This is a genomic window from Roseinatronobacter sp., from assembly GCF_051859525.1.
Lineage (GTDB): Bacteria > Pseudomonadota > Alphaproteobacteria > Rhodobacterales > Rhodobacteraceae > Roseinatronobacter.
The window spans coordinates 1-20144 of record NZ_JBHYFM010000007.1; the positions used below are offsets into that span (position 1 = coordinate 1).

The window sequence follows — 20144 nt, forward strand, 5'->3', positions numbered from 1 at the left end:
GCGCCGGTTCTGGTCTGGTATCTGCTGGGCGAGGATCCGGGCCAGTTGACGCTGGTGGGGGGCGCGGTGGTGATTGCAGTGCTGCTGGCGTCGAATCTGGTGGTGATGTGGCAGTTGCGCCGCAACCGGATGCTGGTGCGGTAGGGGTTATGGGATATTGCCGCAAGGTGCGGGACAAGGCCGCAGGCCGCCGCACCATCGGCGGGCCGTCCCGCGGCCTGCCGATTTGGCCAGCGACACGCCAGGCCTTTATAGTCCGGAGTATGCAGCCAGCATAAAGTGAATTTCACCAACGCCGGATCGGCAGACACCGGCCCACCGATGGCGCGGGCTTTATTCAGGCACGAAAGACCCCATCAGCCCCAAGGATTGCCCGCGCGCGTTTGGCGCGCAGTCGGGGCAATCCCGTTTTCCTTTGCCAGTTGCACAAGCGCTGCAATGCGGTTTTCTGTGTTCGGATGCGTCGAAAACAGTTTGTCACGCTTATGGACGTGCAGCGGGTTGATGATGAACATATGCGCGGTTTGCGGGTTCTGTTCCGCGCGGTCATAGTCGATGCGCGATGCGAATCCCTGTATCTTCTCCAGCGCGGATGCCAGCCACATCGGGTTGCCGCAGATTTCTGCGCCCACGCGGTCGGCCTCGTATTCGCGCGACCGCGAAATCGCCATCTGCACCACGGCCGCCGCCAGTGGCGCCAGAATCATGACTGCAATCATCGCAATCGCACCGCCCGCCCCCTGATTGCGCCCGCCGCGAAAGAACAGCGCGAAATTGGCCAGCATGGAAATGGCACCTGCAAAGGTCGCCGTGATCGTCATGATCAAGGTGTCATAATTGCGGATATGCGCCAGTTCATGCGCCATTACGGCGGCAACCTCCTCGCGCGACATGCGCCGCAACAGGCCGGTGGTGGCGGCAACGGCGGCGTTTTCGGGGTTGCGCCCTGTGGCAAAGGCGTTTGGCTGGTCTTCGTCAATGACATAGACGCGCGGGTGCGGCATGCCTGCATCATCGGCCAGCTTGTGCACCATGCGTTGCAGATCCGGATGAACCTGACTGTTGCATTCCTGTGCGTTATGCATGCGCAAAACGGCCTTGTCGGAATTCCAATAGGCAAAGGCATTCATCCCTGCCGCCACGGCAAGTGCGATCAGCAAACCTGCACCGCCGCCAATTGCATAACCCACGCCCATGAAAAGCGCGGTCATGGCAGCCATCAATATTGCGGTCTTGAAGTAGCCTGTCATCGAAACGCCCCCGATTGCAATGCGTTCGATATGGGCAGAAGTGAACGGGCATGCAAGATCTGATGAACGCGCGAAATCAGCGCACCGGGCGCGAGGGGGCGATATATATGACGCTGCATATCAATAAATGGTGAGCCGGACAGGATTCGAACCTGTGACCCGCTGATTAAAAGTCAGCTGCTCTACCAACTGAGCTACCGGCCCACACATCTCGGGCTACTTAGAAAAGCGCGGTCGCGGGGTCAAGGGCGAAATGCGCTTTTTGCGCAGTAATTGGTATCAATGTTGAAAAGACGTCTGGTCAGGCGGCCGCACGCCACTTATATCGCGCGGATGATGGACATAAACGCCCCCTTGGCCTTCGTCAAAATGCATGGCGCGGGAAATGACTTTGTCATTATCGACTCGATGCATCTTGCAGGCGGGGTGATGACGGCGGCGCTGGCCGCGGCGATTGGCGATCGTCATCGCGGCGTGGGTTTTGACCAGCTTGCGGAATTGCGCGCCTCGAATGTGGCTGATCTGGACCTTGATTTCTGGAATGCCGACGGGTCGCGGGCGGGGGCGTGCGGGAATGCGACGCGCTGTGTCGCGCAAATGGTCATGGCGGCGCGCGGGCTGGACAGGCTGCGCATTCGCACAGCGCGCGGGGTGTTACTGGCGGAAAACCGGCAGGGCCAGATTTGGGTGAATATGGGTGCCCCGCTGTTGGACTGGCAGGATATTCCACTGGCGCAGGATTGCGACATCGATCATTTGCCGCTGGATGGTGACCCTGCCGCCGTTGGCATGGGCAACCCGCATTGCGTTTTCTTCGTGGCCGATGCAGACAGCGCGCCAGTGGCCGAACAGGGGCGCAAGGTCGAACATACCCCGCTGTTCCCGCAATCCACAAATGTCGAATTTGCCAGCGTGACTGGGCCGGACCACCTGCGCCTGCGTGTGTGGGAACGGGGCACGGGCATAACGCTTGCCTGCGGGTCCGGGGCTTGTGCAACGGCGGTGGCCGCGCACCGGCGCGGGCTGACGGGACGGCAGGTGCGCATTGATGCAGATGGCGGGCAGTTGCTGGTGGACTGGCGTGATGATGGCGTGTGGTTGTCCGGCCCCGTGGCGCGTGTTTTTGACGCCACGCTGTCGGCTGAATTCCTTGCGGGTCTAACATGAGTGCGCCTGTTTTCACCACTTTGGGCTGCCGCCTGAACGCTTACGAGACCGAGGCGATGAAGGCCCTTGCCGAAGCCGCGGGTGTGCAGGGGGCGGTTGTCGTCAATACCTGCGCAGTCACGGCAGAAGCAGTGCGCAAGGCACGGCAGGAAATCCGCCGTCTGCGCCGCGAACACCCTGATGCGCCCATCATCGTGACCGGCTGTGCTGCGCAGACCGAACCCGAAACATTTGCCGCCATGCCCGAAGTGACCCGCGTTATCGGCAATACCGAAAAAATGCAGGCCGACACATGGGCGCAACTGACCCCTGACCTGATCGGGGCGACCGAACGCGTGCAAGTTGATGACATCATGTCAGTGCGCGAAACCGCAGGCCATCTGATTGACGGGTTTGGCACGCGCGCGCGCGCCTATGTGCAGGTGCAAAACGGCTGTGACCATCGCTGCACCTTCTGCATTATCCCCTATGGGCGGGGCAATTCGCGGTCAGTTCCCGCAGGCGTGGTGGTGGAACAGATCAAGCGACTGGTCGGCCAGGGTTATAACGAGGTTGTTCTGACAGGCGTGGACCTGACAAGTTGGGGCGCGGATTTGCCCGCAACCCCGCGACTGGGCGATCTGGTGCGCCGCATCCTTAAACTGGTGCCCGACCTGCGCCGTCTACGCATTTCCTCTATCGATTCGATCGAGGCCGACCCTGCATTGATGGAAGCCATCGCGACCGAGGCCCGTTTGATGCCGCATCTGCACCTGTCCTTGCAGGCGGGTGATGATATGATCCTTAAACGCATGAAACGTCGTCATCTGCGTGATGACGCGATCCGCTTTTGCGAAGACGCCCGCAGCTTGCGCCCCGACATGGTGTTCGGCGCGGACATCATTGCGGGCTTTCCCACGGAAACTGACGCGATGTTCGCCAATTCCCTGAAGCTGGTGGATGAGTGCGGCCTGACATTCCTGCATGTGTTCCCGTTCAGCCCGCGCAAGGGCACGCCGGCGGCGCGTATGCCGCAATTGGGGGGCAAGACCATCCGCGACCGTGCCGCACGCCTGCGCGATGCGGGTGCGCGCGCCTGCGCGACACATCTGGCCCAACAGCAGGGTAGGCGCCACCGCGTGTTGATGGAAAACCCCCATATGGGCCGCACCGAACAGTTTACCGAAGTGGATTTCACAGCGCCGCACCCTGTCGGCGCCATTGTGGATGTCGAAATCACCGGCAAAACTGATACCCGCCTTCTGGCCTGACCCCCTTGCGCCTGCGCCGCAGGGCTGTAGCTTGGCGCGGCCAGTCCAAGACTGATTGCCAGTTTCCAACCTACAAGGACCACACCCATGACCAACGCTGTTGAAACCCGCCTGTCCGACCTTGGCCTGACCCTGCCGGACGCGCCTGCACCTGCCGCCAATTATGTGCCGTTTGTCCAAAGCGGAAATCTGGTGTTTGTGTCCGGCCAGATCAGTTCAGGGGCGGATGGTCTGATTTGCGGCAAGCTGGGCGGGGATCTGGACGTGGCCCAAGGCACCGAGGCCGCCAAAGCCTGCGCGCTGGCGCTGATTGCGCAGCTGCGTGTTGCCTGTGACGGGGATTTGTCGCGCCTGAAACGCGTGGTCAAGCTGACGGGGTTTGTCAACAGCACGCCTGATTTCACGGACCAGCCCAAGGTCGTCAACGGGGCCTCGGACCTTATGGTTGCCGTATTCGGCGACGCGGGGCGTCATGCCCGTGCCGCAGTTGGTGCGCCGTCCCTGCCGTTGGGCGTCGCGGTCGAGATTGAGGGCGTATTTGAAATCGTGTGACGCGACATGCTTTGGCGCTGGATCGACAAACCGCTGGTGCGATTCCCGTCTGCGCGCAACAGGGAGTGTTAAGTTGGCGAATTCCGGGTTGAAGCTGCCACCCAAGGTGCGGGACAAGGCCGCAGGCCATCGCGCCATCGGCGGGCCGTCCGCGGCCTGCCGATTTGGCTGATGACAGTCCAAGGCTTCTAGCGCTGGAGCATGCAGCCTGCATAAAGTGAACTTCCATACCGAGGGATCGGTAGACCCCGGCCCACCGATGGCGCTGGCTTTATCCAAGTGCGACGGCGCGCAACAGGCCAACAGCACCCGCACCCACTGTGCTTCACTTTATCGGTTCTGCATTAGCGTTTCTTCATCGCCGCCTGAAGCGCTGCACCCAAGCCGCCCATCTGGGGCGCGGCATCTGCCTTTGGTTGCGCTTTCCCCTGTGGTTTCGGGGCCGCTTTGTGTTTGCCGGTGTCACGGGGGGCAGGGGCCGTCTCTGCCCCGCCATCCTTGCGCATGCTTAGCCCGATGCGTTTGCGCGGCACGTCCACTTCGACCACGCGCACGCGCACCACATCACCGGTTTTCACCACGTCATGCGGGTCCTTGACGAAACGGTCGGCCAGTTGGCTGACATGGACAAGCCCGTCCTGATGCACGCCAATATCCACAAAGGCCCCGAAGGCCGCGACATTGGTGACCGTTCCTTCCAGTGACATGCCGGGGCGCAGATCGGTGATTGAATCGATCCCGTCGGCAAAACTGGCGGTCTTGAATTCGGGTCGCGGGTCGCGGCCCGGTTTTTCCAGCTCGTTCAGAATATCGCGCACGGTGGGCAGGCCGAAACTGTCATCGACAAAATCAGCAGGTTCCAGTGACCGCAGAACCGATGGCGCGGCCATCAGCGCGGTCAGGTCCTTGCCCGTTGCCTTGACGATGCGCCGCGCCAGTGCATAGGCTTCGGGGTGGACAGATGATGCGTCCAGCGGTTCCGCCCCGTCACGAATGCGCAAGAAACCCGCTGCCTGTTCAAAGGCTTTGGGGCCAAGGCGGGCCACCTTCAGCAATTCCTTGCGGGTCTTGAACGGACCCGTTCCATCGCGGTGCGCAACAATGGCTTCGGCCAGTGTTTGGCCCAGCCCCGACACGCGCGCCAGAAGCGGCGCGGATGCGGTGTTCAGGTCCACGCCAACCGCGTTCACCGCATCCTCGACCACGGCATCCAGCATCCGCGCAAGGCGGGACTGGTTCACATCATGCTGATACTGGCCGACGCCAATGCTTTTGGGGTCAATCTTGACCAGCTCTGCCAGCGGGTCCTGCAAGCGCCGCGCAATCGACACAGCGCCGCGCAAACTGACATCCAGTTCCGGAAATTCCGCCGAGGCCAGCGCAGACGCCGAATAGACGGACGCGCCCGCTTCGGACACCACAACCTTGGTGGGTTTTGCACTGCCCGGAAGCTGCGCCAGCAAATCGCCCACCATACGTTCGCTTTCGCGGCTGGCCGTGCCGTTGCCGATTGCGATCAAGGCGACCTTATGGCGCGCGATCAGCGCCGCCAGCGTGGCCTGTGCGCCGCGCAGGTCGTTCTTGGGCTGGAACGGATAGATGGTTGCAGTGTCCAGCAATTTTCCCGTGCCGTCCACCACGGCAACCTTGCAGCCGGTGCGAATGCCCGGATCAATACCCAGTGTCACGCGGTTGCCTGCCGGGGCGGCCAGCAACAGGTCATGCAGGTTGCGCGCGAAGACGCGAATGGCTTCTTCCTCGGCGCGTTCGCGCAATTCGGCCATCAGGTCGATGGTCAGCGACAGTTTCAGCTTGATACGCCATGTCCAGTCACATGCCGCCGCCAGCCAGTCATCCGCCGCGCCATTGCCGCCAATCCCCACATTTGCGCGCACCATGCGTTCAACTGGCGCGGGGTCCGGCAGTGTCAGGTCCAGATGCAGGATGCCTTCGTTGCGGCCGCGCAGCATGGCAAGGGCGCGGTGGCTGGGGCAGGTTTTCAGCGCTTCGGAATGGGCGAAGTAATCGCTGAACTTCGCGCCTTCAGCTTCCTTGCCATCCGCGACAGTGGCGGCAATCGCGCCGTGGCTGCGCATATGGTCGCGCAAACGGCCCAGCAAGGCCGCATCTTCCGACAGGCGTTCGGCCAGAATGTCCCGCGCGCCGGTCAGTGCCGCCTTGGTGTCGGGCACGGCATCGGACACATAGGCGGGGGCCAGCGCTTGCGGGTCGCGCCGTTCGGTCAATATGGCATCCAGCAGCGGTTCCAACCCGTTTTCGCGCGCGATCATGGCCTTGGTGCGGCGCTTGGGTTTGTAGGGCAGATACAGGTCTTCCAGCGTGGCCTTGGTGTCGGCCCCCGCAAGGGCACGCGCCAGATCGTCTGTCAGCTTGCCCTGCTCGGATATGGATTTCAAAATCGCTGTGCGCCGGTCTTCCAATTCGCGCAGATAGGTCAGGCGTTCGGCCAGCAGGCGCAACTGCGCATCATCCAGCCCGCCGGTCACTTCCTTGCGATAGCGCGCGATGAAGGGCACCGTTGCCCCTTCGTCCAGCAGCGCAATGGCGGCCTGAACCTGTTGCGGACGGGCGTTGACATCAGTGGCAATGCGGGCGGCGATCTGGGGGGCGGTCATGACACTCCTGAACAGCTATGGACTGGGAAAACCCTCGATACCTGCGGGCAAACACGGCGGCAAGCCCTGTCAGGCGCTTACGCCATACCGCGCCATGAACATGCTGACGGTCCCGTCCGTAATGCGTGCAATTTCGGCATCGGTCACTTCGGTCTGCACCCCGCACAACATGCGATCACATAGCGTTGTCTGGCACAGCTGAAAGAACTGGTCGGCGGCAAGATCGATATCATCAATGGCCAGCGTGCCCCGTGCCACGGCCTGCCGGAAATAGGCCCCAAGCCGCGCGCGCCCCAGTTCCGGCCCGTTTTCATAGAATGCCTGCCCGATCTCCGGAAATCGCGGGGCCTCGGACACGCAAATGCGAAACATGGCAATGCCGAAATCAGACATCAGATAGCTTATCAGGCGTTGCGCTGCCCCATGCAGTGCCTGACACGGCGGCGCATCGGGAGAGAGGAATTCAAGCGCGGCATCGGCAAGGTTCAGAATCTCGGTCTGGTAGACTTCGGTGAAAAGCTGTCTTTTGTCAGGAAAGTAGCTGTAGAGCGTGGCCTTGGAAACGCCTGCAACGCGGGCAATGTCATCAACATTCGCGCGTTCATAGCCCATTTCCACGAAAACCTGTCGCGCGCCGTCCAGAACCTGCCTGAATTTCCGCCCTTGCCTGATTTTTTGCGTTGTCACTGACCCAGCATCCCCCCTGTGGTCTGCAAGAATAGTCGCTGGAAATCGGCAAGGAAAGCGCACAATATGCCAATACGACGTTTCACATGTTAAATCCGGGTCAAGATGGTCGAAATATTCCTGAAAACATTGCCATTCTTTGCCCTGATAGGTGTTGGCTTCGGTGCGGGCCGGTCGGGTTTCTTTCCGACACAGGCTACGGCATATCTGACGAAATTCGTCTTTTACTTTGCACTGCCGGCTATGCTGTTCGGGTTCGCCGCCAATCTTAGCTTTGCGGACCTGCTGGATATGCAGGCAGCGGGGGCGTATTTGCTGGCCTGTGCGGTGGTCTACGGTGTGGTCATGCTGGTTGCCTTCTTGCGCCGCGCGAAACTGGATACCGCCACCATCGAGGCCCATTGCGCCGTTATCGGCAATACCGGATTCCTGGGCGTGCCAATGCTGGTTGTCCTGCTGGGCGAGGCGTCGGTCAAAACGGTGCTGCTGGTGCTGACCATTGACCTGATTGTGTTCTCATCGCTGTTTACCGTGCTGATTACCTTTGCGCGGGGCGGGGGGGTGAACTGGCGATTGCCTGCGCGTCTGTTCGGGGCGGTGCTGCGCAACCCGATGGTGGTTGCCATGGTGCTGGGGCTGGCGTGGTCTGCAACCGGCTGGCAGGTGCCAGTGCCTGCCAATGATTTCCTGACCCTGCTGGGCGCTGCGGCCACACCATGTGCATTGTTTGCAATCGGTGCGTCCCTTGCCGACAAGAAGGTCGAGCGGTTGCAGATCGTGTCCTGGCTGTCCTTTGCCAAACTTTTCCTGCACCCTGCTGCGGTGGCTGTGGCCGCGCTGGGCCTGTTTGCGGTGGACCCCTATGTCGCGGGTGTGCTGATCGCGGCGGCGGCCCTGCCGGTTGCCGGCAATGTGTTCATTCTGGCGCAGCATTATCAGGCTGGCCCCGCGCGGGTTTCGGCCACGATTCTGGTATCGACACTGGTCAGTATTGTTACGGTTCCGGTCGTGATTGCATGGGTCTCCGGCTTCTGACACAGTGCCGGAAAATGAACGGAGAATGCTATGGAAACGGTTTCTGAAAACGCATGTTTCGGGGGGGTGCAAGGGGTGTATCGGCACGCATCGGCGGCGCTGGGCTGTGAAATGACCTTCGGGTTGTTCCTGCCAGCCGAGGCGCGGCTGCATCCTGTGCCGGTGCTTTGGTATCTGTCGGGCCTGACCTGCACGCATGAGAACGCGATGACCAAGGCGGGCGCGCAGGCACATGCGGCCGCGCATGGTCTGGCACTGGTGTTTCCCGACACGTCCCCGCGCGGGGACGACGTGGCCAATGATGATGCCTATGATCTGGGGCAGGGCGCGGGCTTCTATGTGAATGCCACACAAGACCCGTGGGCCAAACACTACCGCATGTGGGACTACATCACCGATGAATTGCCGCGTGTCCTGATGGCCAATTTCGCGCTAGAAGAAGACCGTCAGGCGATCACCGGCCATTCCATGGGCGGGCATGGCGCGCTGTGCATGGCCATGCATCTGCCCGGACGTTTTGCGTCTGTGTCCGCCTTCGCGCCGATTGCAAACCCGAGTGCCAGTGACTGGGGGCGCAAGCAATTCGGCGCGTATCTGGGCGATGATGAACGCACATGGGCCGCCCATGATTCCAGCCTGCTGATGGCCGAGCACGGATTCCGTGGCGAGTTGCTGATAGATCAGGGTGCGTCTGACCAGTTTCTGGACCTGCTGCGCCCCGAAGCGCTGGCCCATGCGATGGCTGCACGCCGCCAGTCCGGCACGTTCCGCATGCAGGCAGGGTATGACCACAGCTATTTCTTCGTTTCCAGCTTCATAGGCGAACATGTCGCCTTTCATGCGAAGGCGCTTGCACAATGACCCGCGATATTCATGCCGTGGTATTTGACATTGGCAATGTCCTGATCGGCTGGAATCCGGAACAGTTTTATGATGCCATAATCGGGTCAGACCGGCGCAAAGCGTTGTTCGCGGCGGTCGATCTGGACGGGATGAATGCCCGTGTCGACCGTGGCGCGCCGTTTCATGCCACGGTTCTGGGCATGATTGACGACCACCCCGACTGGGAGCGCGAGATCATGATCTGGCATGACCGCTGGGTTGACATGATCGCGCCGGTTATTGCGCCCTCTGTGCAGATATTGCGCAATCTGCGCGCGCAATCCGTTCCGGTATTCGCATTGTCGAATTTTGGCGATGATACATTCACCATGGCGCAGGAAAAATACGATTTCCTGCACGAGTTTGACCGCGCGTTTATTTCGGGCCGTCTGGGCGTAATGAAACCCGAAGCGCGCATATATCAGATATTGGAAGATGAAACTGGTGTCGCGCCGGAAAACCTGTTCTTTATTGATGATCGCGCGGATAATATTGACGCTGCTGTGTCACGCGGTTGGGCGGGGCATGTGTTCCAGTCCACCGACGGCCTGAAAAATGCGCTTGCACAGTTGGGGTTGCCAAACTGAGGTATAAAGAGGGGTGGAATGACATTTCCCATCATTTCTGCAGATATTGAACCGCATCTGAACTGGAGAGAGTTGACAGCCGCCATTGAACAAGCGCACCGGCTGCCAAAAGCGGAAATCAGCGACAGTTTTCTGTACCGGCGCGGTGATACCTTATTGTCGCGCGCGGCATGGATTGACGGGATGGGGGCTTTGGTGAAAACCGCGTCAATATTCCCCGACAATCCATCGCAGGGCCTGCCGTCTGTGAATGGCGGTGTGTCGCTGTTTTCCGATACAGACGGCACATTGCAGGCGATGGTTGATTTTCATCTGGTCACAAAATGGAAAACCGCAGGCGACAGTTTGCTGGCGGCGCAGTATCTGGCACGCCCTGACAGCCGCAACATCACGCTTGTGGGGGCCGGCGCGGTCGCGCGCAGCATGCATTCCGCTTATCGCGCGGTCTTTCCTGATGCCAGTTTCACAGTCTGGAGTCGCCGTTTTGACACCGCCGCAGAACTGGCGGCAGAGTTGCCGGATGCCGTGGCCACGCAGGATCTGGAACAGGCGGTGGCGCAGGCTGATATCATCTGCACCGCCACCATGAGCACAACGCCGGTCATTTTTGGCGAATGGCTGCAACCGGGCCAGCATCTGGACCTGATCGGGGCCTATCGTCCGGACATGCGCGAGGTTGATGACATCGCATTGCAGCGCGCAGCCCTGTTCGTTGATAGCCGTGATACGACGCTGGACCATATCGGGGAACTGAAAGATCCCTTGTCACGAAATGTTATTGACCGCAGCAATATTCAGGCTGATTATTATGACATGGCCAGTGGTTTATTCAAAAGGCCATCCCCCGATGCAATTACAATTTGCAAAAATGGAGGGGGGGCGCATCTGGACTTGATGACATGCCATTATATTATGTCAAAATGGCATGAAAGGATTGTTGATTGTTAAACTCATGTGACTTGCCAAGCTGCGGTTTTTCGTGCAGGAGTAAGTCGAAAATTAGTAAGAGGGTGTCATGATTGACCTGAATGAACTTTCCTTGGCTGATCTTAAAAAACTGCAGAAAGACGTCGCAAAAGCAATCGACAGTTTCCACGATCGGGAACGCAGGGCCGCAATCGCCGAACTGGAAGTTGTTGCAAAGGAACGCGGTTTCACGCTGGCGCAGTTGCTGGACGAAACCGTTGTAAAGCCACGCAAACCCGTTGCGCCAAAATATGCAAACCCCGCCGACCCGTCGGAAACATGGTCCGGTCGCGGGCGGAAACCGCGCTGGGTTGTGGCTGCGTTGGATGCCGGAAAAAAACTTGATGATCTGGCCATCTGAACCGCGTGTTTCAAACTGCACATAGTGTCTACAGGTTTCTGACTGACTTTTATACAATAATGGCCGATCGAAATATCGGCCTTATTTCTGCTGGTGTTGCGTTTTTTACGCTTTTGGCCGTGTTTCCAGCAATTGCGGCCTTTATTTCCTTATTTGGCGTTTTCGCGGATCCGGTCGCGTTGCAGCAACAGTTGTCGCTGATACAGGATCTGGTTCCGCCCGCCGCCTTCACCTTGCTTGAAAATCAAGTCATGCGGTTGGTGTGGTCAAATGACGGGACATTGGGCTGGGCCGGTTTGCTGTCGACATTGACGGCATTGTTTCTGGCGCGGCAGGGCGTGGATGCCATGCTGCGTGGCATGAACGCGATTTATGACAGCCCGCGGCGCACGGGCACGCGGCACTATATGGCTGTGGCGGTAATTACGCTGGGTATGGTGCTGGCCGGTATCGTGGCACTGCTGGCGCTTCTTGTTCTGCCCGTGGTTCTGGCGTTCTTCCCCTTGGCGGGGTTAAGCGCGCTTCTGGTCGAAGTGTCGCGCTGGTCGGTCACTTTCGGGTTGGTCGCGCTGTGGCTATGGGTGTTTTACCGCATTGGTCCGGTGCGCAGCCGTGGCAGCCATGCCAGTATCCGGCCCGGGCTGGCGCTTGCCATGGTTCTTTGGATTCTGGTGTCGGTGGGGTTTTCCTACTTCCTGTCGAATTTCGGCCGCTACAATGAAGTATACGGATCACTTGGTGCCGTCGTGGCCCTGTTGATGTGGTTTTACCTGTCGGCCTATGTGGTGCTGTTGGGGGGCGTGCTGAACGCCATGATCGACAGGGGGCGCAATGTTGCGACCGCCGCGCCTAGCCCCATGTCGGATGGAAACGACCCGCAGGCGACAGAGTGAAAATTTCAAACCCGCTGTCGGTGACGCCGATCGAGTGTTCGAACTGTGCAGACAGCATCTTGTCGCGTGTGATGGCGGTCCAGTCATCGGCCAGAACCACGGTTTCCGCGCGGCCCAGATTGACCATCGGTTCAATGGTGAAAAACATGCCCGCTTCCAGCTTCGGCCCGCTGCCAGCGCGCCCGTAATGCAGGACATTGGGCGGGGAATGGAACACCCGCCCCAGCCCGTGCCCGCAGAAATCGCGCACCACTGACATGCGCTGGCTTTCGACATAGGACTGGATCGCGTGGCCAATATCGCCGAAGGTGTTGCCGGGCCGGACCGCCTCGATGCCCAGCATCAGCGCGTCATATGTCACCTGAATCAGCCGCTCGGCACGCCGTGGCACCTTGCCCGCGACATACATGCGCGACGTGTCGCCAAACCAGCCATCCACAACCACCGTCACGTCAATGTTCAGGATATCCCCGTCCTTCAGCACATCATCGCTGCGGCGTTTTTCGGGGTCTTTGGATATTGTTTCATCCTTGCTCATGGGGATGGGGGCACCGGGTATGCCGTGGCAAACGACATGATTGACCGAAATACAGCTGGCGTGCTGATAGCCCCGATACCCGATTGTGGCCGATGTTGCCCCTGCGGCATTCACCATTTCGGTGATCATGGCGTCCAGCGTGCCGGTCGTTTGCCCCGGATGAATATGCTGCGCAATATCGTCCAGTATTTTCGCCGCCAGCTGGCCAGCCTTGTTCATTCCGGCAAAGTCTGCCGGTTCGTGAATGCGAATGCCGTCTTTCGTAACGTGGCCTTTGTGTAACTCGTCCAAGAATGCCTCCGTTGGGGCTTGATCTGCTTCAGCTTTGCCTCAATAGCGGGATTAGGATACTCAGGCAATGTTATGCATTTCGCGTTAAGATGATTCTTTAAGTTATTGCGGGGCTTTTATGTTCGGAGACAAGGATTCCCAGGGGAAACCCCAGGGCAATGCCGAACGCGCTGCCATACTGGCGCGCGCATTTAGCGATGCGCAAACCCTGCTGCATCAATGTCTGTCAGAGCATCGTGAAAGCGCCCTTCAGCATACGTTGGAGATGGTTGGCAAGGCCATGGGGGCCGATCGTGCCTATATCTTCCGCATCAGGGATGCCCTTACGGTTGATAATATACATGAATGGTGCGCCGACGGCGTTCGCCCGCTGAAGGCTGAATTGCAATATTTACCCTATGAGATGGGTGATCCGTTCTGGCAGGCGTTTCGCGCGACGCGCCAGTCATTCAAACTCTCGACCTGTTTGGTCCGGCCTGACAGTGCGTTCCGGCTTTTGCTGGAAAGTCATGAAATCAAGTCATTGATCGCATCGCCGCTGTGGTGTGATGGCGATATCACGGGACTTGTGGGCCTTGATTTCGTGCGCGAGGATCGCGCATTTACCGACCTTGAGGATGCCTTGATGCTGTCTTTCGCATCGTCCGTCGGTCTGGTCACGAATTTGCAGCACCAATCCGGTGAACTTCAGCGTGTGCAATCCGAATTACGGCTGGAACGTGCGCGCGTCGATGCCATGGTCTCTACCTTGCCGGAATTGCTGGTTGAAACTGATCACAGCGGGATAATTGTTGCGTTCAAGCAAAGTGATCCGCTGGTCTTTGCATTGAACCCGCAAGAAGTGATCGGGCACCCACCCGAAATTGTCTTGCCGCCAGTTGTCGCCGCTATCGTGCGCAAGGCCATGAAGCAGGTCGATCTTGTCGGCTGGTCGCCCAGTTTTGCCTATACGCTGCCATTTCCGGCAGGTGACAAGCGCTTTACCCTGACCGCGACCAGACGCCACCATGATGACCCGCTGGTGCCTCATGGCTATCTGTTCATCGTGCGCGATGTCACCGAAAGCTACAGTCAGGACAAGCAGATCCGGCAGTTGGGTCGTGTCGCCGAATTGTCTACGAACCTGATCATGCTGACCGACCGGAACAGGCATGTGACATGGATGAACCCTGCCTGTGTGGCCCGAACCGGGTATACGATGAAAACCGCACATGGGCGCAAGCCCAGCGAAGTCCTGCACCTTCGTGACGCCGCGCCGGATATGGTACCAAGATTTTGCGAAGCACTGGACGACGGGCATAGCATTAACGCGGAAGTGCGCGCGCGCAGCCGCCGCGGTATTTCCTATTGGCTGGATCTGAATATCCAGCCGCTGCGCAGTCCGGACGGATATATTCAAGGCTATATGGTCGTAGGCGTTGACATAACCTCTCATAAGCTGACCGAAGCGCGCGCATTGCGCGACAAGATACAGGCAATGGAAATTACCCGCGAAGGGATTGCGATTCTTGATCCTGACGGCCGGTTTCTATACCTGAACGCCGCTTTTCGCACGATTGCAGGGCTGCGGGGCGGGGTGGATGCGTCGACACTCACCTGGCACGAACTGGTCGCGCCAGAGCATACTGGAAAACTGGAAGATATCTTTTCCAAGTTGATGGCCGAAGGGTATTGGACAGGTGAAGTCCTGTTGTCCGATGAGGATGGGCAGGATGCATGGTATGATCTGTCACTATCCGTTCAGGATGATGGCAGTATCTTTGTGCTGGTACGAAACACCACCGCACGGCGTCTGGCCGAGGCTGACCGCGAGCGTTTGCGCGAACAGCTGCAGATCGCGCAAAGCAGGCAGCTTATGTCGCAGCTTGCTGGTGGGCTGGCCCATGATTTCGCCAATATCCTGGCCGCCATCGTCGGGTCTGTTGATATGCTGAAACCCAAGGCAAGCCCCGACAGCCTGCCCGGTCTGGACCGCATTCATGCCGCAGGGCGGCAAGGTCAGGCGCTTGTCAGGAACCTGTTGCGGCTAGGCAGGATGAAATCCGCAGCCAGCACATCGGATTTACAAGACGTGCTGCATCAATCCGTGGAACTGGTCAGGCCGGGTCTGGCCAAGGAAATACCCATTGTGCTGGATTTCGACGGAAAACGTGCCACCACAGAGGTGGACGCGACAGAAATGATGCAGGTGATCGTCAACCTGCTTATGAACGGTGCGGACGCGATCCGCGCGACTGGCAGACCAGATGGCCGTCTTAAGGTCAGCATGACAGCGCAGGACCAGATATCGCCCCTGCCGGAAATGGATATCGGCAAGCTCTATCCGGGAAGATCCTATGCTATCATAAGTATATCCGACAACGGGGCTGGTATGGATGAAACCGTCCGATCCGAGATTTTCAAGCCGTATTTCACGACCAAAGGCAAGGAAGGCACCGGGCTGGGTCTGGCCATTGTTGCCCATGTTGTAACGATCCGGCACTGGGGATTGCAGGTTCTGGCGGGCACCGGCGGCGGGACTGACATGCGCCTGTATTTGCCGGTCGGGGCGCCACATTCCGGCACCGTTATTGAAAGCCAGAGTCCCGATGCGCATCCCCTTGACGGGCGCAATGTGCTGCTGGTCCATGCAGATGACAGCATTCTGCAATCCATGGCGGGAACATTATCCGCTGCGGGTGCCGAGGTCGCAAGCTGCACCGACCCCGGTGATGCGATTGATGCCATTCGCGAAGATCCGCAAACATGGGATACGGTTGTCATAAGTGACGAACTTGCCCATATGACCGGTCTTGCACTTGCCAGAGATTTGCAGGCGTTAAATCGCAATTTGCGAATAATCGTTACCACAGCCTCGCAGCAGTTGCGTTTTGCAAACGAGATTGATAAGCAACTTGTCACCGCTGTTCTGCCTATTCCGGTATCGAGTGCCGAGTTAATTACGACCCTTGCTCATATTCGACTGACGTAGGTGTGTCCTGCGCTTTCGGGAATTTTTCCTATGCGGCTACTGATTGCAGACGATCATGCATTGATACTGGACATGCTTCAGAATTTCCTGAAGCAGGAAAAAGACATGGAAATCGTCGCAACCACGAATATGCAAGAGGCGATTTCGGCGGTATCATCACAACCAGGCTTCGACCTTGCCTTGCTGGATTATGACATGCCCGGCATGGATGGGTTGAACGGGCTGCAACGGTTTATGGAAATCGACGCGGCACCTGCCGCAGTTATCATATCGGGAAATGCAATGCGCGATGTTGCCGAACGCGCTGTCCAGATGGGCGCGCGCGGCTTCTTGCATAAATCCATGCCGGCGCAATCACTGCTGCACGCGATCCGTTTCATGGCGCTTGGTGAACGCTTCGTGCCGGTCGATTTTATGTTCGCGTCTGATTTTCCCGATGCGCCGCCCGCCTCCGATGCGCTGTCGGCCACGGCATTAACCGCGCGCGAACTGGAGGTGCTCAAGGCATTGTGCGACGGCAAGACCAACAAGGAAATTGCCCGTGATCTGGGGCTGCGTGAACCCACGATCAAGCTGCATGTCAAGACGCTGTACCGGCGCCTTGGGGCCAGCAACCGCACTCAGGCGGCCATGATGGCTAGATCTTCGGGCATATACTAGAAATTGCCTGATTGTGCGAAACTGATGACGCTGTTGATTATCTATCTGGTTTTCAACGTGAAATTATGTTAGTTTCCGTACATAAGCTGTGTTCAAACAGCAATGGCAGGGGCAGGCATGAAGCGCGCAGTATCATTGGTCGGGGTTTTTGCCCTGGACTGGAATTCCACGGAAACCGACGGCATATCCGGACTGCCGCCACATTGGCTGCGCGCAGGGTCATCGTGGCGCTGGCAAGGTCAGGCGCGTTGCCTTGATGGGCATGCCGATCTGCTTCGTCTGGGGCTGGCCGATGGCGATTGTGACATCCGCGCGCGCGCCCGTCCGGTGGCGGCACGGCTTGGCGGCACAATCCTGCCGGCTGACACCGCATCAACCCAGCCCCCGACACCGGCAATGGGGTTCGTGCTGACCGACGGGGTTACGTTGTTCAGCGCCCGTCTTGTGCAGACGGCAGGGGGGCAGTGGATCGCGGCGTTCGCAAACAGCCTGCCGCCGCAGGGGCAGCTTCTCTATGTTGTCGAGAATGCGGTGGCACTGGATGAAGATCACCCGCCCGCCGACGCGCGGACGCAGCAGCAGGATGTCATCTGCTTTGCGGATGATACGCTGATTGCCACACCGCAAGGTGCGCGCCCCATCCACCAGTTAAAGGCCGGTGACCTTGTCTTGACACAGGATAATGGCCCGCAGCCTGTCATCTGGATCGGCACCAGCCGCATTTGCGGCATGGCCATGCGCCGCTATCCGCGTTTGCGCCCCATAAGGTTGCGTGGCGGAATGCTGGGCATTGGCCAACCTGACGAGGATCTGCGCGTCTCGCCCGCGCATCGCCTGCTGATGCGTGGTGCAAGGGCGCGGGCGCTGTTCAACCTTGACGAGGTTCTGGTCCGCGCCTGCGATCTGCTGGACCACTCGGGCGTTACCCAGGATGTTGCGCTGCATGGTGCCACCTATATGCATCTGTTGCTGGAGCATCATCAGATCATCTTTGCAAATAACGTGCCCACCGAAAGCTTCCATCCCGCCTTCGCCGCGCCCGCAGTGCTGCGCCCGCACCGCGCGGCCCTGCGCGCTGTCTTCTCTGGTCTGGATGATGGCAATGGCGCATATTATGGTGATACGGCACGCCGCTATCTGGGCACAGCCGAAACCGCGCTTCTGGCGGCATAGTATGGCGGTTGACACCGGCTCGCGTCCCTGTATAAGCGCGCATCCCCAAGCATCCGGCTTGCGGGTGTCTTATTGGTGTTGGTGGCTCCCGCAAGGGACAGCCTGTCTCCCGCTCAGGGAAAGGACAACGCCCTTCACAGGCCCGTCAGGGCCGAATCTGGAAGGAGATCAGCCGTGACCAAACGCACGTCTGCCAAGTATAAAATCGACCGCCGCATGGGCGAAAACATCTGGGGCCGTCCCAAAAGCCCCGTCAATCGCCGCGATTATGGGCCCGGCCAGCACGGCCAGCGCCGCAAAACCAAACTGTCCGATTTCGGCACCCAGCTGCGCGCCAAGCAGAAGCTGAAGGGCTATTACGGCGATCTGACCGAAAAACAGTTCCGCCGCATCTATGCCGAAGCCGAACGCATCAAGGGTGACACGGGTGAAAACCTGATCGGCCTGCTGGAACGCCGTCTGGACGCCGTTGTTTACCGTGCGAAATTTGTACCGACCGTGTTTGCGGCACGCCAGTTCGTCAACCATGGCCATGTTACCGTCAACGGCCAGCGCGTGAACATCCCCAGCTACCGCATCCGCGAAGGCGATGTAATTGCTGTGCGTGACAAATCCAAACAACTGGCCGTTGTTCTGGAAGCTGTCGCACTGGCTGAACGCGATGTGCCCGACTATCTCGAAGTCGACCATTCCAAAATGACCGCTACATTTGTGCGCACCCCCAGCTTGGGCGATGTGCCTTATCCGGTCCAGATGGAACCCAATCTGGTCGTCGAATTCTACGCGAAAAACTAATTTTGCGCATATGACGTTCAGAAAACCCCGCCATCCGGTGGGGTTTTTTCGTGCCTGTTGCCCTCATTCGTATGCGCGCGCATCCCTGCTGATAACATGATGCTCCTGCATTCATTCTGGCCCAAATATCCACAGGGTTTCTAAAGGGGGCATGCCCCCTTGGTCTTTTTCTGCAAAGACGTTCCCAGACACAGATCAGCGCAGGCTGCGCCCCTTGATCACCGCATCCGGACCAAAGCGCGCCCGCAATGCATCGATGGCGCGTTCGGCCCGCGCACGTCCCTCGGCGCCGGGGTCCAGCAGGTCCGCATTGAATTCCGCACCATCATGCGCGCTCAACTCGGTTATACCCACGCCCAGCAGGCGGAAGGGGCCATTGATCAGGGCTTGTCCCAACAAGGGTTGGGCCGCACGATAGATCACATCGGCAAGGCAGCTTGGGGTGCGCAGACTGGTCCGCCGCGTAAGCACCCGATGATCTGCACGTTTCAGCTTCAGCGTGACAACCCGACCGGCAAGCGCCTTGGCCTTGGCGCGGCTGGCCACCTGATCGGACAAGCGCCACAAATGCCCCTCCAGAATTTCCGGATCCTGCAGGTCACGGTCGAATGTGGTTTCCTTGGAAATGGACTTCACATTCGGATCGCGGCTGACAGGGCGTGTGTCCTGCCCCCGCGCCAGATGCCACAGCCGCAGACCCATGGCCCCGAACCGCGCGCCCAGATCGGACTGGTCCCAGCGCAGCAGGTCATCGATTGTTGCAATGCCGGCTTGCGCAAGTTGCGCGCGCGTCGCGGCCCCGACGCCCCAGATCATGCCGACGGGCTTGCCCCGCAAGAAGTTTTCAGTGCCAGCGCGTGAAATCACTGCAAACCCGCGCGGCTTGTCCAGATCGGACGCGATCTTGGCCAGGAATTTATTATGTGACAAACCTATGGACCCTGACAGCCGCAATTCCTGTTCCATCCGGCGGACCAGCCGCGCAAGCGACACGGCAGGGGGGGCGGCGTGCAGGCGCGCGGTGCCGGTCAGGTCTAAAAACGCCTCGTCCAGCGACAGTGGTTCAATGGCGGGTGTCAGGTCTTCCATCATGGCGCGAATTTCGCGCGATGCGGCGGCATAGGCCTCGAAACGCGGTTTTACCACCACGGCATCGGGGCACAGTTGAAGCGCCTTGAACATGGGCATTGCCGAACGCACCCCGTGTATGCGCGCGATATAGCAGGCGGTTGTCACAACCCCGCGCTGGCCCCCGCCTACGATAACGGGTTTGTCCCTCAGGTCCGGGTTGTCGCGTTTCTCGACGCTGGCATAGAACGCATCACAATCCATATGCGCGATGCTAAGGTCCATCAATTCAGGGTCCGCCACAATACGCGGCGAATGACAGGCCGGACAACGCTGGCCAGAGTTGAAGATCGTCAGGCAATCACGGCATAGCGCGGGCATA

General features: G+C 59.2%; 18 protein-coding genes and 1 tRNA gene. 13 read left to right on the forward strand and 6 right to left on the reverse strand.

What is annotated here, in order from left to right; translation table 11 throughout:
* Positions 1–356: 356 nt before the first annotated feature.
* Both htpX and ACTIE1_RS07850 read right to left on the reverse strand, forming a co-directional pair.
* The gene (gene htpX / locus ACTIE1_RS07845; protein ID WP_439561964.1) at positions 357–1250 is read right to left on the reverse strand and encodes a zinc metalloprotease HtpX; all 894 of its coding nucleotides are present in this window, start codon (positions 1248–1250) and stop codon (positions 357–359) included.
* 128 nt (positions 1251–1378) lie between these two features.
* A tRNA-Lys gene (locus ACTIE1_RS07850) sits at positions 1379–1454 on the reverse strand.
* Between the two features lie 129 nt (positions 1455–1583).
* Here ACTIE1_RS07850 and dapF point away from each other — a divergent pair.
* The 3 genes from dapF to ACTIE1_RS07865 all read left to right on the forward strand — a co-directional run bounded on the left by dapF (position 1584) and on the right by ACTIE1_RS07865 (position 4219).
* On the forward strand, positions 1584–2417 hold the full coding sequence (gene dapF, locus ACTIE1_RS07855; protein WP_439562150.1) for a diaminopimelate epimerase: 834 nt from the start codon (positions 1584–1586) through the stop codon (positions 2415–2417).
* Positions 2414–3667 carry a tRNA (N(6)-L-threonylcarbamoyladenosine(37)-C(2))-methylthiotransferase MtaB gene (gene mtaB, locus ACTIE1_RS07860; protein WP_439561965.1) on the forward strand — a complete coding sequence of 418 codons (1254 nt, stop codon included), beginning with the start codon at positions 2414–2416 and terminating at the stop codon, positions 3665–3667. The genes dapF and mtaB overlap by 4 nt, the downstream gene beginning before the upstream one ends.
* Positions 3668–3754: 87 nt before the next feature.
* Complete coding sequence (locus ACTIE1_RS07865) at positions 3755–4219, forward strand: RidA family protein (protein ID WP_439561966.1); 465 nt, start codon at positions 3755–3757, stop codon at positions 4217–4219.
* A 344-nt stretch (positions 4220–4563) separates the two neighbouring features.
* Here the strand turns inward: ACTIE1_RS07865 and ACTIE1_RS07870 are convergent, their stop codons facing one another.
* Together ACTIE1_RS07870 and ACTIE1_RS07875 are read right to left on the reverse strand one after the other, a co-directional pair.
* Positions 4564–6855, reverse strand: coding sequence for a Tex family protein (locus ACTIE1_RS07870; RefSeq protein WP_439561967.1), 2292 nt, complete (start codon positions 6853–6855; stop codon positions 4564–4566).
* Positions 6856–6924: 69 nt separating this feature from the next.
* Positions 6925–7542 carry a TetR/AcrR family transcriptional regulator gene (locus ACTIE1_RS07875; protein WP_439561968.1) on the reverse strand — a complete coding sequence of 206 codons (618 nt, stop codon included), beginning with the start codon at positions 7540–7542 and terminating at the stop codon, positions 6925–6927.
* 105 nt (positions 7543–7647) lie between these two features.
* Between ACTIE1_RS07875 and ACTIE1_RS07880 the strand changes: the two genes are divergently transcribed.
* From ACTIE1_RS07880 to ACTIE1_RS07905, 6 genes are all read left to right on the forward strand, one after another.
* A complete protein-coding gene (locus ACTIE1_RS07880; RefSeq protein ID WP_439561969.1) occupies positions 7648–8577 on the forward strand; it encodes an AEC family transporter in 930 nt (309 codons plus the stop codon).
* Between the two features lie 30 nt (positions 8578–8607).
* Entirely contained in the window at positions 8608–9438 is an 831-nt protein-coding gene (fghA, locus tag ACTIE1_RS07885; RefSeq protein ID WP_439561970.1) for an S-formylglutathione hydrolase, read from the forward strand.
* Positions 9435–10046 (forward strand): HAD family hydrolase, encoded by a 612-nt coding sequence (locus ACTIE1_RS07890; protein WP_439561971.1) that lies wholly within the window; start codon positions 9435–9437, stop codon positions 10044–10046. Before fghA ends, ACTIE1_RS07890 begins: the two co-directional genes overlap by 4 nt.
* Before the next feature lie 18 nt (positions 10047–10064).
* Positions 10065–10994 carry an ornithine cyclodeaminase family protein gene (locus ACTIE1_RS07895; RefSeq protein WP_439563330.1) on the forward strand — a complete coding sequence of 310 codons (930 nt, stop codon included), beginning with the start codon at positions 10065–10067 and terminating at the stop codon, positions 10992–10994.
* Between the two features lie 67 nt (positions 10995–11061).
* Positions 11062–11373, forward strand: a complete 312-nt coding sequence (locus ACTIE1_RS07900; RefSeq protein WP_439561973.1) for an H-NS histone family protein — start codon at positions 11062–11064, stop codon at positions 11371–11373.
* Positions 11374–11432: 59 nt separating this feature from the next.
* Positions 11433–12266 (forward strand): YihY/virulence factor BrkB family protein, encoded by an 834-nt coding sequence (locus ACTIE1_RS07905; protein ID WP_439561974.1) that lies wholly within the window; start codon positions 11433–11435, stop codon positions 12264–12266.
* Here ACTIE1_RS07905 and map read toward each other — a convergent pair.
* On the reverse strand, positions 12223–13095 hold the full coding sequence (gene map, locus ACTIE1_RS07910; protein WP_439561975.1) for a type I methionyl aminopeptidase: 873 nt from the start codon (positions 13093–13095) through the stop codon (positions 12223–12225). The two genes, ACTIE1_RS07905 and map, sit on opposite strands and share 44 nt — an antisense overlap.
* A 118-nt stretch (positions 13096–13213) precedes the next feature.
* On the opposite strand from map, the gene ACTIE1_RS07915 reads away from it, so the two are divergent.
* The 4 genes from ACTIE1_RS07915 (at position 13214) to rpsD (ending at position 18694) form a co-directional block, all read left to right on the forward strand.
* A complete protein-coding gene (locus ACTIE1_RS07915) occupies positions 13214–16066 on the forward strand; it encodes a PAS domain-containing protein (RefSeq protein WP_439561976.1) in 2853 nt (950 codons plus the stop codon).
* A 30-nt stretch (positions 16067–16096) separates the two neighbouring features.
* Complete coding sequence (locus ACTIE1_RS07920) at positions 16097–16726, forward strand: response regulator transcription factor (protein ID WP_439561977.1); 630 nt, start codon at positions 16097–16099, stop codon at positions 16724–16726.
* Positions 16727–16843: 117 nt separating this feature from the next.
* Positions 16844–17899: a Hint domain-containing protein gene (locus ACTIE1_RS07925; RefSeq protein ID WP_439561978.1), complete on the forward strand. Its 1056-nt coding sequence runs from the start codon at positions 16844–16846 to the stop codon at positions 17897–17899.
* Between the two features lie 174 nt (positions 17900–18073).
* Positions 18074–18694, forward strand: a complete 621-nt coding sequence (gene rpsD, locus ACTIE1_RS07930) for a 30S ribosomal protein S4 (RefSeq protein ID WP_439561979.1) — start codon at positions 18074–18076, stop codon at positions 18692–18694.
* A gap of 195 nt (positions 18695–18889) precedes the next feature.
* On the opposite strand, the gene ACTIE1_RS07935 is transcribed toward rpsD, so the two are convergent.
* Complete coding sequence (locus ACTIE1_RS07935; RefSeq protein ID WP_439561980.1) at positions 18890–20143, reverse strand: DNA polymerase IV; 1254 nt, start codon at positions 20141–20143, stop codon at positions 18890–18892.
* Position 20144 lies beyond the last annotated feature (1 nt).

What these genes read in the sequence shown, in the direction of transcription:
- htpX (WP_439561964.1), bottom strand. Translation starts at nt 1,250, where the DNA reads ATGACAGGCTACTTCAAGACCGCAATATTGATGGCTGCCATGACCGCG.
- dapF (WP_439562150.1), top strand. Translation starts at nt 1,584, where the DNA reads ATGATGGACATAAACGCCCCCTTGGCCTTCGTCAAAATGCATGGCGCG.
- mtaB (WP_439561965.1), top strand. Translation starts at nt 2,414, where the DNA reads ATGAGTGCGCCTGTTTTCACCACTTTGGGCTGCCGCCTGAACGCTTAC.
- ACTIE1_RS07865 (WP_439561966.1), top strand. Translation starts at nt 3,755, where the DNA reads ATGACCAACGCTGTTGAAACCCGCCTGTCCGACCTTGGCCTGACCCTG.
- ACTIE1_RS07870 (WP_439561967.1), bottom strand. Translation starts at nt 6,855, where the DNA reads ATGACCGCCCCCCAGATCGCCGCCCGCATTGCCACTGATGTCAACGCC.
- ACTIE1_RS07880 (WP_439561969.1), top strand. Translation starts at nt 7,648, where the DNA reads ATGGTCGAAATATTCCTGAAAACATTGCCATTCTTTGCCCTGATAGGT.
- fghA (WP_439561970.1), top strand. Translation starts at nt 8,608, where the DNA reads ATGGAAACGGTTTCTGAAAACGCATGTTTCGGGGGGGTGCAAGGGGTG.
- ACTIE1_RS07890 (WP_439561971.1), top strand. Translation starts at nt 9,435, where the DNA reads ATGACCCGCGATATTCATGCCGTGGTATTTGACATTGGCAATGTCCTG.
- ACTIE1_RS07895 (WP_439563330.1), top strand. Translation starts at nt 10,065, where the DNA reads ATGACATTTCCCATCATTTCTGCAGATATTGAACCGCATCTGAACTGG.
- ACTIE1_RS07900 (WP_439561973.1), top strand. Translation starts at nt 11,062, where the DNA reads ATGATTGACCTGAATGAACTTTCCTTGGCTGATCTTAAAAAACTGCAG.
- ACTIE1_RS07905 (WP_439561974.1), top strand. Translation starts at nt 11,433, where the DNA reads ATGGCCGATCGAAATATCGGCCTTATTTCTGCTGGTGTTGCGTTTTTT.
- ACTIE1_RS07915 (WP_439561976.1), top strand. Translation starts at nt 13,214, where the DNA reads ATGTTCGGAGACAAGGATTCCCAGGGGAAACCCCAGGGCAATGCCGAA.
- ACTIE1_RS07920 (WP_439561977.1), top strand. Translation starts at nt 16,097, where the DNA reads ATGCGGCTACTGATTGCAGACGATCATGCATTGATACTGGACATGCTT.
- ACTIE1_RS07925 (WP_439561978.1), top strand. Translation starts at nt 16,844, where the DNA reads ATGAAGCGCGCAGTATCATTGGTCGGGGTTTTTGCCCTGGACTGGAAT.
- ACTIE1_RS07935 (WP_439561980.1), bottom strand. Translation starts at nt 20,143, where the DNA reads ATGCCCGCGCTATGCCGTGATTGCCTGACGATCTTCAACTCTGGCCAG.